The organism is Viridibacillus sp. FSL H8-0110 (assembly GCF_038003565.1).
In the GTDB taxonomy this organism is placed as follows: domain Bacteria; phylum Bacillota; class Bacilli; order Bacillales_A; family Planococcaceae; genus Viridibacillus; species Viridibacillus arenosi.
In genome coordinates this window covers 2,125,737-2,140,833 of sequence record NZ_JBBOPJ010000001.1, presented here as the reverse complement: position 1 = coordinate 2,140,833, position 15,097 = coordinate 2,125,737, and the positions used below count along the sequence as shown (strand labels likewise).

The following is a 15,097-nucleotide window of genomic DNA, read 5'->3' as shown; positions in this document are numbered from 1 at the left end:
TTAATCTACCTCAATTCTTTTGTAACATTTACTTTTTCTGTGATTTTGAAATGCCCGTCTTACTTTTTAATAATGCATTCGGAAATCTTATAATACTATCCAACAAATCTGAAGCCTTTCTAGGAATAATGGGTGCCAAATACGGCGTTCCCAAAGATTTTAACCCTTCTAAATGTGTTATTAGCCAAGCAAATGCCAACATTTGTCCAAACAAACCAAACAAACCTGCAGATAAAATAAAAAAGTATCGAATAAATCTACTTGTATTACTCATTAAAAAAATTGGAGGAAGAAATGAAAGTAATGCAGAAGTTGCAACCAATACTACAAGTATATTACTTATTAATCCGGCTTCTACCGCTGCAGTTCCAATTACAATACCTCCTACGATACCGATCGTTTGCCCTACTTTAGCGGGCATTCGTGATCCAGCTTCCCTTAATACTTCTATGATTAATTCAATAAACAATACTTCAAAAAGTGGTGGAAATGGAACTTTGCTTCTTGATTCTTGTAGATTTAGAAGTAGTTCATATGGAAGAATCTCGGGATGAAAAGTTAATGCAGAAATATACATAGGTGTCATCATGATTGTTAAGAAAAACCCAAAAAATCGCAGCATTCGAAGTAAAGAAGCCGTTGTCCAACGATTGTAATAATCTTCAATAGAGATAAACATTTCAAAAAATGATGTAGGACAAACGACTGCAGCTTGACTATTATCCATGAAAATAACAATTCTGCCATCAATAAGATATCGACTAATACTATCCGGTCGTACACTCATGTAATACTGTGGGAATGGTGATAAAGGATTATCTTCAATTAATTGCTTTAACACGGAAATATCCGTAAATGAAGGATAATCAATTTTATTGATTCGCTTTTTTAAAGTATCTAAACTCTCCTTATTTACAGTATCCTCCATGTACATTATTGAAATTCTTATGTTAGCTTCTGTTCCAATGGTTTGATCTTCATTTTTCAACTTCGGATTTTGAATACGTCTTCTAACTAAAGATATATTTGTCTCTAATGATTCTGAAAACGCATCTTGTGGTCCAATAACCGTTGACTCTGTCATCGTACTCGTTATAGCACGTGTTGGCGCACTATATGTATCAATAGTTAATATTGTATTTGTTTCATGAAAATACAATAGCGTTTGGCCAGAGTCTAACTTTGCAGTAACACCCTTGAGATCAGAAGCGTCGATTACTTCAGATACTTGGTGAATTTGATTTATATGATTAGCTAAAGGTATAAAAACCATCGATTGCAGCGTCATTTTCTCTACAAGTGATGAAGAATAAATAACAGTAACAACGCCTTCATCTGTAGGAATTTTTTTGAATAAAACATCATCTACATTGCGTGTATTTTTCTTTAACGTTTCAATGGTTTGCTCAGCCTGATTTTTCTTGTTATTAGACTTTTTAATAAGCTGTTCAACTTTCGTGGTACGGACCAATTTAAATTTCAAAAGTACCACACGCCTTTCTTAAATATTTAAGTAGTTTGCCCAGTTTTTAAAAAATGTATGCCTGAAGTTTAATTGGAAATATAACTAGACATTAATACAACCTTATTAGGTACTTGAAAGTAGTAATAACTAATCAATAGTTCCATAAAAAATAGAAATCTATAAACTAGAAGTTAGTTCGTAATAGTTGAGTTAATTGTTATACTAAAGTAGTAAATTGCAAGATTTTCACTAGCAAATACAAAAAACCAACTTCCCTCTGGAAGTTGGTTTTGCTGGAACATATATGTATGCCCATAACTTATGGAATCAGTTCCCCTCTGCGAACGTTCTTCCAATCTATTTTTTATATGCATTCTTTAGCTTTTGCAATCTGAATTTTCACTTGCTCAAAACCAGTACCACCTAAAGAGTGACGACGTTGCACTGCTGCTTCTGGTGCTAATACATCGTACACATCTGATTCAATTAATGAACTTGCTTCTTGCAAGTCTTCAATTGATAGGTCTAACAAGTAAATGCCACGTTGGATACAAATGAATACAAGTTTCCCCGTAACCTCATGTGCTTCACGGAAAGGCATACCTTTTGTTGCTAAATAATCCGCAAGTTCTGTTGCATTAGAGAAATCTTGATGCACTGCTTTATGCAATGTTTCTTTTGCAACGGTCATTGTACGAACCATTCCTTCGAAGATTTTAAGCGAGCCGACAATTGTATGCAATGTATCGAACATACCTTCTTTATCTTCTTGCATGTCTTTGTTATAAGCTAATGGAATTCCTTTCAAGACAGTTAGTAAGCCCATTAGATTACCGTATACACGACCTGCTTTACCACGGATTAATTCCGCCATATCAGGATTTTTCTTTTGTGGCATTATACTTGAACCTGTAGAGAACGCATCATCTAACTCGATGAATTTGAACTCCTCACTTGACCACAGAATGATCTCTTCAGCAAAGCGTGATAAGTGCGCCATTAAAAGTGAACCGTTACTTAAGAACTCAACGATGAAATCACGATCACTTACAGCGTCCATACTGTTTTGATAAACTGCAGAGAAACCAAGTAGCTCAGCACTCATTTCACGATCAATCGGGAAAGTCGTACCAGCAAGAGCACCTGCTCCAAGAGGCGAAATATCAGTACGTTTCAATGAATCTTGAAAACGTTGTTTATCACGTTCTAGCATCCAGAAATACGTCATCAAATGATGTGCAAATGAGATTGGCTGCGCACGCTGTAAATGCGTGTAACCAGGTGCAAGTGTATCAATGTTATCTTCCGCTTGCGTAACAATTGCTTTTTGGAAAGCTTCTATTAAAGAAATAACCTCTTGCAAACGTTTTTTAAGGAACAAGTGCATATCTGTTGCGACTTGGTCATTTCGACTTCGGCCAGTATGTAATTTACCGCCAACTGGACCAACTAAATCGATTAGCATTTTCTCAAGATTTAAGTGAATATCTTCATTAGCAATTGAGAACTCAAGAGAGCCCTCAGTAGCTTTTTGTTGTAGTTGATGGAGACCATCTTTTATCGTGTTGACTTCATCTTGTGATAAAATGCCACAAGCACCAAGCATCGTAACGTGAGCAATACTGCCTTCTAGATCTTCAGTTACAAGCTGTTGGTCAAACCCGATGGATGCTCCGAATTCATCTACCCATTGTTCTGCAGAATTTTGGAATCGTCCGCCCCATAGTTTACCACTCATGCTTGCACCTTCTTTTCTCCTTTGTTTACCATAGAGTTCACTTTTGTTGGAAGACCCCATAGTTCGATGAAACCTACTGCAGAAGCATGATCGAATTCATCATCTTTTGTATATGTTGCTAATTTTTCGTCATATAGAGAGTTAGGAGATTTACGTCCTTCAACAATTGCATGGCCTTTGAATAGTTTCACACGAACTGTACCATTAACAAATTTTTGTGTTTCTTTTAAGAATGCTTCTAAAGCAGTTCTTAATGGAGAGAACCATAAACCTTCATAGATAAGTTCAGTTAATTTTTTCTCAATTACTGGTTTGTAATGAGCGATTTCTTTTACTAGTGTAATATCTTCTAATTCTTTATGAGCTAATAGTAAAGTGTGTGCACCTGGAATTTCGTAAACTTCACGTGATTTAATACCAACTAAACGGTTTTCAACGTGGTCGATACGGCCAACGCCATGTTTACCAGCTACTTCGTTTAATTTTAAGATTAAGTCAGCTAGTTTATAAGAAACACCGTCAATTGCTACTGGAACACCTTGTTCGAATTCGATTTCGATAATATCAGCAGTATCTGGAGCATTTTCAAGAGATACTGTTAACTCGTACGCTTCTTCTGGTGGTGTAGCCCAAGGATCTTCTAAGATACCACATTCGTTAGCACGGCCCCATAAGTTTTGGTCGATTGAGAATGGTGAATCTAAAGAGATAGGAAGTGGAATATTCTTTGATTTTGCGTATTCAATTTCCTCTTCACGGCTCCAAGCCCATTCACGAACTGGTGCAAGAACTTCTAAATCTGGGTTTAATGCTTTAATAGAAACTTCGAAACGAACTTGGTCATTTCCTTTACCAGTACAGCCATGTGCTACTGCAACTGCGCCTGTTTGTTCAGCAATTTCTACTAATTTCTTAGAAATAAGTGGACGAGATAGTGCTGATACTAAAGGATATTTTTGTTCGTACCATGTGTGAGCTTGAAGAGAGATTAATGCGTACTCTTCAGCGAACTCGTCTTTAGCGTCGATCATGTAAGATTCAATCGCACCAACTTCTAATGCTTTCTTTTTCACGAAATCTAAATCTTTACCTTCACCTACGTCTAAGCAACAAGCTACTACTTCGTAACCTTGATCGATTAACCATTGAATCGCAACTGATGTATCTAAACCGCCTGAATATGCAAGAACTACTTTTTTAGCCATGTGACATTCCTCCGTGTCGTGTATGTTTATACGTTTATATTTAATATTTATGCAATTATCATATCACGGAATAAAAATGAACACAAGTGTATTTTCTTGCATTATTAAAAAATATTTAAAGTTTCTAAAAAGTCCCCACAAAACCTGTTTGAACACTTATTAAACCTTTGTATATATAATAAAAAGGGCTTTCCTAAGTAGAATACCCTACTAGAATAGCCCTTTTAATGATTAAATCTAATTATACAATCCATGCAGTTTTTTCTGCATAAACCATTATCTGAAAACTAATGTCACGATATACAATTTATACATCGATGTATATTCATAAGACTTTTACTTCTTATTAAAAAATCGCTTCCCTAATTTTTCAACAAGGGATGGTGCTACGGCATATAGTTTACTTGAAATCGCCATATATGACGGCAAATTCACTTCTCTAACATTACGGCCAATTGTTTTGACCGTCGCTTCAGCTACTTGCTCTGGTGTTAATAACACATTTTTCATTGCATCACGATATGTAGCAGTTTGATCAGCATGATCCAAAAACGGTGTGTCAATTGGACCTGGGTGAATCGTTGTCACCTGCACATTAAATGGGGCAAGCTCCATTCGAAGTGCATTTGTAAAGCCTATGATAGCATGTTTTGTCGCTGCATAGACTGAAGCCTTCGGTGTTGCTACCTTTCCTGCTTGTGAGCCAATGAAAATAAATTGACCATTTTTACGTTCTATCATTTGGTGTGATAACGCCTTTGTTAGAATGATAGGTGCTTGAATATTCACATGAAGCATTTGTTCTATTTCAGCATCCGATAAGTCTGTTGCATAAGCAAATGTTCCAACTCCAGCAGAGAAAATGGCAATATCAATTACGGGCAATTTTTCAAGTAAAGCATGATTACCCTCTATAGTAGATAAATCAGCTTGAATCATTTGGATATTTGGAGCAGTAAAAGACTGCCAAGCTTCCTTCGAACGCCCTGTTGCAATGATTGTATGCCCTTCAGTCGCAAGAATGTTTACTATACACTTACCAACACCACTTGTCGCTCCTGTTACGAGAATGGTTTTATGCTTGCTCATAAAGATAGACGCCCTTATCATTCATCTTCTCTTTAACTAGCCCTTCATCGATTAAATAGTCTAACTGACCAATTGTTTCAGACAAAGTTAAACCTAATTCTTTCTCATAAGCATATGGAAACAGTTCAACATTCAGTTCAAACGTATTTTTGGGGCTACCTTCTAACATTCCGTATACTTTCATCGCACGCTTATGCTGTTTTTCAAGTCTTTCCTTTACTAGTTCATGTACATTTCGAATCTCTTCCCCATGACCGCTATAAAGGACATCAATCGGTAAAGTTAATAGCTTTTTCAATGAAGCATTTTGCTGTAATAGCGATTTCGCACGGTTTGCCTTAGGATTAAGTGGTGGCTCAATTAATGGATTTGACGATACATGTCCAATGAGTAAATCGCCGCCTATCATCGCTTTCTTCTCATTATGCCAAAAAGCTAAATGACTTTGCGCATGACCTAATGTCTCCATTGCTATAAGTCCTGGATGCCCTGGCACTTCGTCTCCGTCATGTAAAATCGCGGTTAATGGGCGAGTCCCTACAAAATCAGTTGACCTTGTCATCTTCTTTACCCAATTAAAATACTCTTCTGGCACACCTTCTTCTTTTAAACGGTCCATATAAAAATCGAAATGTGAGGCGAGGAAAACTGGGTCTCTGCGTAACCAAGCATCGTTGTATACATGTCCTAACACTTTTGCGTTTGGAAATGCATCGACTAACCCCATATGATCTGGATGATGATGCGTTAAAATAACTTGTTCTATATCTTCAAAGCGATAGCCCGCTTCTTTTAAACCCAATTCTAATGCCTCATACGCTTCGGGCGTTTTCGTACCCACATCAAAAATTGATAATGCGTCCCCTTTTAATAAATAGGAATTTACAGTCCCTACTGCAAATGGCGTTGGTGTAATAATCTTATGAAACATTTCAAAAACCCCCTACAAAAATGAATAGCTATTCACTTCATTGTACAAGATTAGCTAGAAATCGTCACCTAATAATGTTGACAAAAAATTGTTAAGACACTATACTTGCAATCACATACAAAAAAGCGTAGATGAAGAATAGTACAAATATTGATGGTGTAAAGAGAGTGTGACCACCGGCTGAAAGTCACATGACCCGCTCAATTTTTAGAACCTACTTCTGAGCTGCTATGAAAACATAGCCGTCCCTTAGCGATAATAAGGATCGAGAGTTGTGCTAAAGTCATTTAGCAAAACAAGGTGGTACCGCGGAAACATGCGTTTTCGTCCTTTTATATAAGGATGGGAAGGCTTTTTTTATTGAAAAAAACAGGAGGCGACAATTATGCAAACAATTGTATTTGCTGGTGCAGGTTCAATGGCTGAAGCGATGATTCAAGGTTGGGTAAAAGAAGGTGTCGTATCACCCAAAAGCATTCATATTATGAATAAGTCCGATCGTCAAAAACTGAATCGTATCGCTGACGCATATGGCGTACAAATTGTTTCTGACAGTCTCGATGTTGTAAAAGTTGCAGATTGCATTATTTTAGCTATGAAACCGAAAGACGTTATAAAAGGAATGGAAGCTTTAGCTCCACTCCTTCAAGAACATACAGCTGTCTTATCCGTTGTTGCAGGTATTTCCATTGCAACGATTGAAAATAGTTTAGGAAAACGACCAATTGCTCGCGTTATGCCAAACACATCAGCTACAATCGGCATGTCAGCAAGCGGCGTATCATTTAATGAACAAATCGACGCAAGTTTAAAACAAGATTTTATGACAATGTTAGAAGCAATAGGCACAGTAATCGAAGTGGAGGAAGATAAACTACATGCAGTAACAGCTGTCTCAGGCAGTGGTCCAGCATATTTATACTATCTAGTCGAAGCATTCGAACAAGCTGGCGTTAAGTACGGCTTATCACGTGAAGTTGTACGTTCACTTGCCGTTCAAACAATTGCAGGTGCAGCTGAAATGTTGAAACAATCTACAGAAGAACCAACAGAACTACGTAGAAAAGTAACAAGTCCAGGAGGCACTACTGAAGCCGGCATTAAAGCATTAGAAGAAAACCACTTCAAAGACGCGATTATGGCATGCATTCATGACGCAGAAGCGAAATCACGCGAATTAGCACAAAGTGAATAAAGGCTCAAAAGAAGAAACCCTGAAAAGCATCGATTTATCATGCCTTTCAGGGTTTTTTTATCACTAATCCAATTATGTATATATTATGTTTGGAATGTCTTTAAGGCGATTTTATTTTAAAATGAGTCTCTTCATGTGAATAGAAAATCAATACACCAAGATTTATACCTCATTACATTAGTTATGTTGATTTTGCACATTGTGTAAAGATCATTTTATTGAACAAAATATAATTATAAGCAACTACTTACTACCATCTCATAATTACATCCCTTTAAAAGAAATCTATACTATCCTAAGACAATGTGCTAAATTTTTTCAGCGTTTAGTCTTAATACTGTTTTTTGTGTTCAACATGATAATAGTATAGATAATTCTTGCCCACATTAGGAATGTAGTTCCATTCCAATTTGCTCTACGAATTATTTATTAGAGTGATTACCTGTTGTTTCGAACCGCTTTTTGTTCAGACTTTTAGCAAAGTTAATTGCCACCAATTGAGGGATTAAATTCACTACACTAACAACTACTAAGAAACGAATTGAGCCAATGGGCTTAAAATATCCATCCCACGAGTCAATATTTATCATCTTACTATTAAAATAAAAAGAAATAATGACCGATCCAATATTCCCTATAAATACGGCTATTGTATTATTAGTCAAGCTACCAAAGAATGCAATAATCGTTGTTGCAATGATCATCAACAAATAGCCTGTCATTGAACTATCATTAAAGTCTTGAGATATTGAAAAATAAGCATATGGAAAGCTAAATAAACAGATGATTAAACTATAAACTGCTACTTTTTTCATCATTAAAATCCTCCTAGATATTGCTTTTAAACTATCAAAAAACATAAAACACCCTTATAGTGTAATAATACACTATAAGGGTGTTTTATGTAAACAAGTATCGGAAGTAAGTTTAAAGTCTTTTACTCATGTTATACCAAACTTCACCACCATGCACTGAGTTAGAAACCCCATCTTTGTTATAGCCTTGCTTTTCATAATAGCCAATTAATACTTCTTTACACGTTAACGTAACCGTTTTACGCTTGCATACTGCTGCTGCTCTTTCAAGATGCACGAGGAGTGCTGAAGCAATTCCTTGTTTTTGATATTCTGGAGAAACTGCTAATCCTAATATGCTTTGATATCCACCAGTTGTTGGGTTTTGCTTTATTGCACTGAATAAGTCATCGGTTATTTCAGGTTGTTCAATAACAGGTCCATTGATCAAACCTACAACAGTACCATTCACTTCCGCTACATAAAAGCTATCGGATATTAATTGGATTCTCTTTTCAAATGCATCTTGTGTTGCTGCTTCTTCTTTTGTAAAACATAGATTTTCAATCGTCACAAGTTCAGGTAAATCCTCTAATTTCACATTGCGTATTTTCAACATATTTATATCCCCTCCAAAGTCACATAAATTTCATCTAATTAATTCATTCCATTTATATAAGCAACATAAACTTTCTTTTATTTATTATAAAGTCCAAAGTTTGAAAATAAAGAATTTTCAATAAAAAAGTTGTCTTTTAGTTCTTTGAAGTGGAATTTTATCATTTGCACCCTCTTACTTAGAAATTAATAATACATATGAAACATTCAGATGTACCTAAGTCTTTTTAATAAACCAATCCCTACTATTTTGCTATAATATAGGCAACAAGAGAATTGGAGTGATTTCATTCATGGCAAAATTATTTGAAAATTATAAAATAGGTGATTTAACGCTAAAAAATCGCATTGTAATGTCTCCTATGTGTATGTATGAATGTCATAATAAAGACGGCCTTGTACAAGACTTCCATAAAATTCACTATGCAACAAGAGCAGTTGGTCAAGTCGGATTAATCATTGTAGAAGCAACTGCTGTTCAACCAGAAGGTCGTATCTCACCTCAAGACCTTGGCATTTGGCGTGACGAGCATACTGCTGGTCTTACTGAACTGAATCGATTAATGCATGGTGCAGGTTCCAAAACAGGTATCCAATTAGCACATGCAGGACGTAAAGCTGCGCTTGAAAGCGATATTTATGCACCTTCTGCTGTTGCCTTTAGTGATAACTACAAAACACCAATTGAAATGACAACCGATGATATAAAAAATACAGTAGACGCATTCAAAAAAGCCGCTATCCGATCTAAAGAAGCTGGCTTTGATGTAATTGAACTGCATGGTGCCCATGGATATTTAATCAATGAATTTTTATCCCCACTGTCAAATAAACGTACAGATGAATACGGAGGCTCAGTAGAAAACCGCTACCGTTTTTTACGTGAAATAATTACTGCTGTAAAAGAAGTATTTGACGGTCCCCTATTTGTCCGCATTTCTGCGAAGGATTATGCAGAGGGTGGAATGGAACCTGTCGATTATATTACGATGACAAAATGGATGAAAGAGCAAGGTGTCGATTTAGTGGATGTTAGTTCTGGCGCGGTCGTGCATGCAAGAATTCCAATATTCCCAGGTTATCAAGTACCATTTGCTGAGACCATCAAGCATGAAACACCGATTCCAACAGGAGCAGTCGGTCTGATCACTTCCCCAGTACAAGCTGAGGAAATTCTGCAAAATAACAGAGCAGATCTAATCTTCATGGCAAGAGAATTACTGCGAAATCCATATTGGGCTTACCAAGCTGCCAAAGAATTGGGCGTAGATATTGAAGCTATAAACGATTCATATAAACGAGGTTGGAAATAAGCTCCTATTTGAAAACCAGCATAAATAAATAAATAAATAAACCTACATGATGATTGAGTGTAAATATCCCAATCATCATGTAGGTTTTTTAATAAAGCTTTTACATTTTTTATCTATTCCTTAACTCTAAATAAATCATTTCTTACTTAACATGAAATGTAGTATGACTATGACCTTCTCGTGATTTTGAGACTTCTAAAATAGCAGGCATTGCTGCTTTTAGTTCAGCAACATGGGAGATAACGCCAATCATACGACCGGATTTCTGTAAATCAATGAGTGTATCGATTGCTTTTGTCAATGATTCCTCATCTAAAGTACCAAAACCTTCGTCTATAAACATCGTATCGATTCTAATATTTCCTTGGAAACTTTGAATCACGTCTGACATACCAAGTGCTAAACATAGTGAAGCATTGAACTTTTCTCCGCCGGATAACGTTTTGACATCACGAGTTTGACCCGTATATGCGTCATAGACATCTAAACCTAATCCGCTTTGTTTACCTCTTGCTTCTTGACGATCACTACGAATCAAATTGAATTGACCGTTCGATAGCGGTTTAAGACGCTCATTTGCAGCATGAATAATCTGCTCTAAATACTCGATTTGAACATAACGCTCAAATGAGATTTTCATATGATTTTGACCTCGTAGTAAATCATAAAGACCAATAATTCGGCCACAAGATGCTTCAAGATCAGTTATGTTTTTGCTTATTTCCGATAAATCAATAATCAGTTGGTGTGCATTCTGACGATATTTTTTCGAGTTATTCCATTGTTCGAAGGCTATTTCATACGCTTGTTTCAACTGATTTACTGCCTCAGACAATATAGTAAGATCCATTAATTCTTTGCCTGCAACTTGTTCTTTTTCTTCATCAATTTGTGTCGATAATGCATGTATTGTGTTTTTATATTGCTGACATTCTTCTTTTAGTTTTTGACACTGTAGCTCGTCTCTTCTCGCTGCTAAGTAATCTTTTCCTTTTTCAAAACCAGCATTCTCAACAGCTTGTTTAAAGTCTTCTTGCGCTTGTTCAAGTAATTTACGTGATTCCGCTAAATCTTTTATTGCATGTTGTAAATTAGCTTGTGCTGTTGTACTTTGTTCATTTGCTAGTTGCATACGCTTTTGAGCAAGTGTCCAACTTTCCACTAATTGACTTCTTTGCTGTGTAGCTTCATTTGTTAATTGATATAAATGGTGTAGAGATGTTATATCTTGCGGAATAGATTTACGTTTTTCATCATAAATTGCCGTTGCATTATTCAGTGCCTGCAGTTGAGTTTGATAAGTCTTTTCCAGTTGTTGAAGTTGTAGCTGGAATTCGTCTACAGCTTGTTTTTGAGACTTCGTTTTCTCCTTTAGTTGGTTCCAAAGCTCTTTTTCTTTCTTCAATTGCTGAACATTAGCGAATAACTCTTGATATTGATTAGTTAATGTTGGTCCTTCTTCCACTGTTACGCTAAGTTCTTGAAGATTTTGCTCTAGTGCATTAAATGCTTGCATTTCAGCCTGCAGTTGTCCATTAGTCACAAAGTATTGTTGCTCTAAATTTGATGCATATTTGCGAATTTTTTCTAATTGTTGCTCATCAACAACTTCCACTGTTTCTTCATGCTTAGCTACATGTTCCGTGCTTCCACATACAGGACACGGCGCACCGTCTACTAACTGTGATGCAAGAATACTCGCTTGGCTGGCAACCCATCTATCATGTTCAGCCTTTGCCTTTTGTTGAGCTTCTATATATACTTTTTCTTTTGTAATGACTTGCTCTTTTAAATCCTGTACTTTTTTTTGTTGTGTAGACCATTGGTGAAAAGCTGCTGCTCGGTCCTTTAATTGAGCCAATTGATCAACTTTGTCATCTAGAGGTTGTATCGTCTCCTCTAAAGTTGCTGATTGTTCTTCTATTGCTTGAAGTGCGAGCATTCGCTCTTCATGTTGTTGAACTTGTGCAGTAAATACTGCTTGCAATTGTTGAACCTCTTGCTGTAATTGGTTTTTTATCTGATTTTGCTTTTCTAAATCTTTAAATATAGGCTCTAAAGATTGTAAATGCATGACCCTTTTTAAACTGTCATTACGCTCAGTTTCTTTTTGTTGTTGAACTACAAATTGAGCAGTTACTTCTTCTAATTGAAGTTTTATTTTTTGTTCTGATTTTTCGGCTTCTTCAAATGTACCTTCCTTTTGTAAAACCTTTTGCTTCGCAGCACGGTAATATTGCTCTATCGGTATAATATGACTAGCCTTTTCAGCAGCAGCTAGTTCACGTTCTTTTTCTATGAAAAGTGGCTCTTTTTGTTTTAAATCGAGAAGTTTTTGTTCTTTCTCTTTGAATGCCTCAATTTTTCGATTTAATGTAATGGCTTCAAATTGTTGGCGTTGCTTGTCTTCAAATTGTTTGCCTACCGCTTTATAATTTGCTTCATCTTCTGTAATTTGCTGATCATAAAAGTCGACTTCAACTTTTAATGCATCTACTAGTTGATACATATTGAACTGGTTTATTTCTAGTATCTCGAAAAGAGCAGACTCTCTTTTGGGAAGCGTACTTGCAATTTTACTTGTGTGTAAGTTACGGACTGCTATAGCCTGCTGTAGTTGCTTGTCAGCTTCTTCCTTTTTCATTTTAAGTTGATCCGCAATATGTCGATAAGATTCAGTCTTGAAGATTTTACGTAAAATCGCTTCTTTATTTTCTGTTTCAGAAGTTAGTAATTTACGAAACTCCCCTTGAGGCAACATGACGATTTGTTTAAATTGATCCTTTGATAAACCGATAATGTCTTCAATTTTTTTATTAATTTCTCCAACTTTTTGTGATTCAACGACTGGTTTTTCTCCTGTAGGTAAGATTTCAACAAGTTCAAATGATTCACCAGTTGCAGTTTTATTGCCATTTTTACGATGCGCTAATTGTCGAAGTACACGATATTGACGATTATGGATTTCAAAAATGAGTTCAGCAGATGTGTGGGTATCATCGTCAGCAAAGTCACTGCGAATTTCTTTAATATCTGCGCGATCTTCACCACTAGCACTACCATACAATGCAAAACTAATACCATCGAAAATAGTTGTTTTCCCAGCTCCCGTAGCACCAGAAATAACAAATAAGCGATGGTCGCCTAATTCACGAAAATCGATTATTTCTGTCTTTTTATAAGGACCAAAAGCGGTCATTTTCAGTTGAATTGGCTTCATTTCACATCACTCCCTACTTCTCGTTCTTTCGCTAATCCTTCTTGTAACACTTCTTGGAATAGTTGTTTTGTTGCATCTTCAACTTCTGCTCCTACTATTTCCTTGTAAAACGCTTCAAAGAGCGTCAAATCATCCATCTTTTGACGAGATATCGTTAGTTGCTCTGTGCCGTTTATATTTTGATGAATCATTTTCCGTTCCACATGCATAGCATTCGGAAAGACTGTACGAATTTTCTCCATTGGTGAGATAATTGGCGTATCATCAAGTAATTTAACGTAAATATAATCTTCACTTACTTCTGATTTAAGTAAGTTATCAATCGTATCCTCAACAGTTCGCATATCTCTGCGAGGTTGCAATAATTTCTTCTCGATTGTTACTTGTCCATCTTCTGCTACATCTACGATTAAATAGCCCTTTTTATGATTCTCTTCAGAAATCGAATATTTTAAAGGTGAGCCTGCATAACGAATTGTTTCATTTAATACGAAATGCGCTTGGTGTAAATGCCCAAGAGCTGTGTAATGAAATGGTTCAAAGAGCGCTGCATCTATACATTCTGTACCACCGATAGCTAACGGTCGCTCAGATTCACTTGTATTCTCCTCTTCTTGACCATGTGAAGTTACAAAAGCATGTCCAACAAAAACATGTCTCTTCTCTGGATCCATTTTCTTTTTCAATTCATCCGTTATACGTTTCATCGCAGATTGATGTGTTTTAATGGAATCATCATCAAACACGTATCGAACTTGCGAAGGATCGGCATACGGTATTAGGTGAAAATGTACCTCTCCAAACTCATCAGTTAGAACGACTGGTGATAGCTTGTCATCAAGATTCCCTACTATATGTAAACCGCTTTCCTTCATTAACTGACTACCAAAATGTAAACGACCTGGACTGTCATGATTTCCTGCAATGCTAATGAGTGGAATATGTCTTTTTAACACAATCTCTGCGAAAATATCATCTAATAATCGAACAGCTTCTGTCGGAGGTACAGCTCTGTCGTATAAATCACCGGCAACAATGATGACATCTGGCTTCTCTTGGTCAATATCAGCCAAAAATTGTTGTAAAATATAAGCTTGATCCTCAGTCATATATACCCCTTGTACAAGCTTCCCTAAATGCCAATCAGCTGTATGAAATATTTTCATGAAAATTCCTCCTTTTATATCATATTATCTATTTTAACATTCAATTGATGTGGTTGTGATTGAAAAATAGCACACAGAAATTACTGTAAATTCATTTTATCACAAACACGCTTAAAAGAACGAATGTTCCTGTTTTTTTAACGAATTAAATAACTTTCAATTAGTAGATTTTCTGAGAGATTATATACATTTGGATGATTCTGAATTTCAAAGCTTTTAAGGAGGGAAAAACTTGATTGATGTTAAATAACTTACAATTGACCAGCAAGTATAAAATCAAATATACCTTATAGTTTTATTTTTATTGGGGAGCCGTTTTCTGAGGATAATTTTTTTCATTTGACTATGCTTATGAACAGAATT

11 protein-coding genes and 1 other annotated feature are annotated in these 15,097 nt (G+C 36.0%); of the genes, 2 read left to right on the top strand and 9 right to left on the bottom strand.

The window, feature by feature from the left end; genetic code table 11:
- Positions 1-28: 28 nt before the first annotated feature.
- The 5 genes from MHH98_RS10705 to MHH98_RS10685 form a co-directional block, all read right to left on the bottom strand.
- Complete coding sequence (locus MHH98_RS10705) at positions 29-1,492, bottom strand: spore germination protein (RefSeq protein ID WP_445684005.1); 1,464 nt, start codon at positions 1,490-1,492, stop codon at positions 29-31.
- A 337-nt stretch (positions 1,493-1,829) separates the two neighbouring features.
- Positions 1,830-3,203, bottom strand: coding sequence for an argininosuccinate lyase (argH, locus tag MHH98_RS10700; protein WP_340712799.1), 1,374 nt, complete (start codon positions 3,201-3,203; stop codon positions 1,830-1,832).
- Entirely contained in the window at positions 3,200-4,408 is a 1,209-nt protein-coding gene (locus MHH98_RS10695; protein WP_340712797.1) for an argininosuccinate synthase, read from the bottom strand. The genes argH and MHH98_RS10695 overlap by 4 nt, the downstream gene beginning before the upstream one ends.
- A 336-nt stretch (positions 4,409-4,744) precedes the next feature.
- On the bottom strand, positions 4,745-5,497 hold the full coding sequence (locus MHH98_RS10690; RefSeq protein WP_340712795.1) for an SDR family NAD(P)-dependent oxidoreductase: 753 nt from the start codon (positions 5,495-5,497) through the stop codon (positions 4,745-4,747).
- Positions 5,484-6,428, bottom strand: a complete 945-nt coding sequence (locus MHH98_RS10685) for an MBL fold metallo-hydrolase (protein WP_340712793.1) — start codon at positions 6,426-6,428, stop codon at positions 5,484-5,486. The genes MHH98_RS10690 and MHH98_RS10685 overlap by 14 nt, the downstream gene beginning before the upstream one ends.
- A 119-nt stretch (positions 6,429-6,547) precedes the next feature.
- Positions 6,548-6,763, top strand: a binding site (T-box leader).
- 50 nt (positions 6,764-6,813) lie between these two features.
- On the opposite strand from MHH98_RS10685, the gene proC reads away from it, so the two are divergent.
- Positions 6,814-7,623 (top strand): pyrroline-5-carboxylate reductase, encoded by an 810-nt coding sequence (gene proC / locus MHH98_RS10680; protein ID WP_038182070.1) that lies wholly within the window; start codon positions 6,814-6,816, stop codon positions 7,621-7,623.
- Between the two features lie 422 nt (positions 7,624-8,045).
- On the opposite strand, the gene MHH98_RS10675 is transcribed toward proC, so the two are convergent.
- Positions 8,046-8,441, bottom strand: a complete 396-nt coding sequence (locus MHH98_RS10675) for a hypothetical protein (RefSeq protein WP_340712792.1) — start codon at positions 8,439-8,441, stop codon at positions 8,046-8,048.
- 109 nt (positions 8,442-8,550) lie between these two features.
- Positions 8,551-9,036, bottom strand: a complete 486-nt coding sequence (locus MHH98_RS10670) for a GNAT family N-acetyltransferase (protein ID WP_076065003.1) — start codon at positions 9,034-9,036, stop codon at positions 8,551-8,553.
- A 292-nt stretch (positions 9,037-9,328) separates the two neighbouring features.
- Between MHH98_RS10670 and namA the strand changes: the two genes are divergently transcribed.
- Complete coding sequence (gene namA, locus MHH98_RS10665; RefSeq protein WP_340712791.1) at positions 9,329-10,348, top strand: NADPH dehydrogenase NamA; 1,020 nt, start codon at positions 9,329-9,331, stop codon at positions 10,346-10,348.
- Between the two features lie 142 nt (positions 10,349-10,490).
- On the opposite strand, the gene MHH98_RS10660 is transcribed toward namA, so the two are convergent.
- Positions 10,491-13,568, bottom strand: a complete 3,078-nt coding sequence (locus MHH98_RS10660) for an SMC family ATPase (protein ID WP_340712789.1) — start codon at positions 13,566-13,568, stop codon at positions 10,491-10,493.
- A complete protein-coding gene (locus MHH98_RS10655) occupies positions 13,565-14,734 on the bottom strand; it encodes an exonuclease SbcCD subunit D (RefSeq protein ID WP_076065001.1) in 1,170 nt (389 codons plus the stop codon). The genes MHH98_RS10660 and MHH98_RS10655 overlap by 4 nt, the downstream gene beginning before the upstream one ends.
- Positions 14,735-15,097 lie beyond the last annotated feature (363 nt).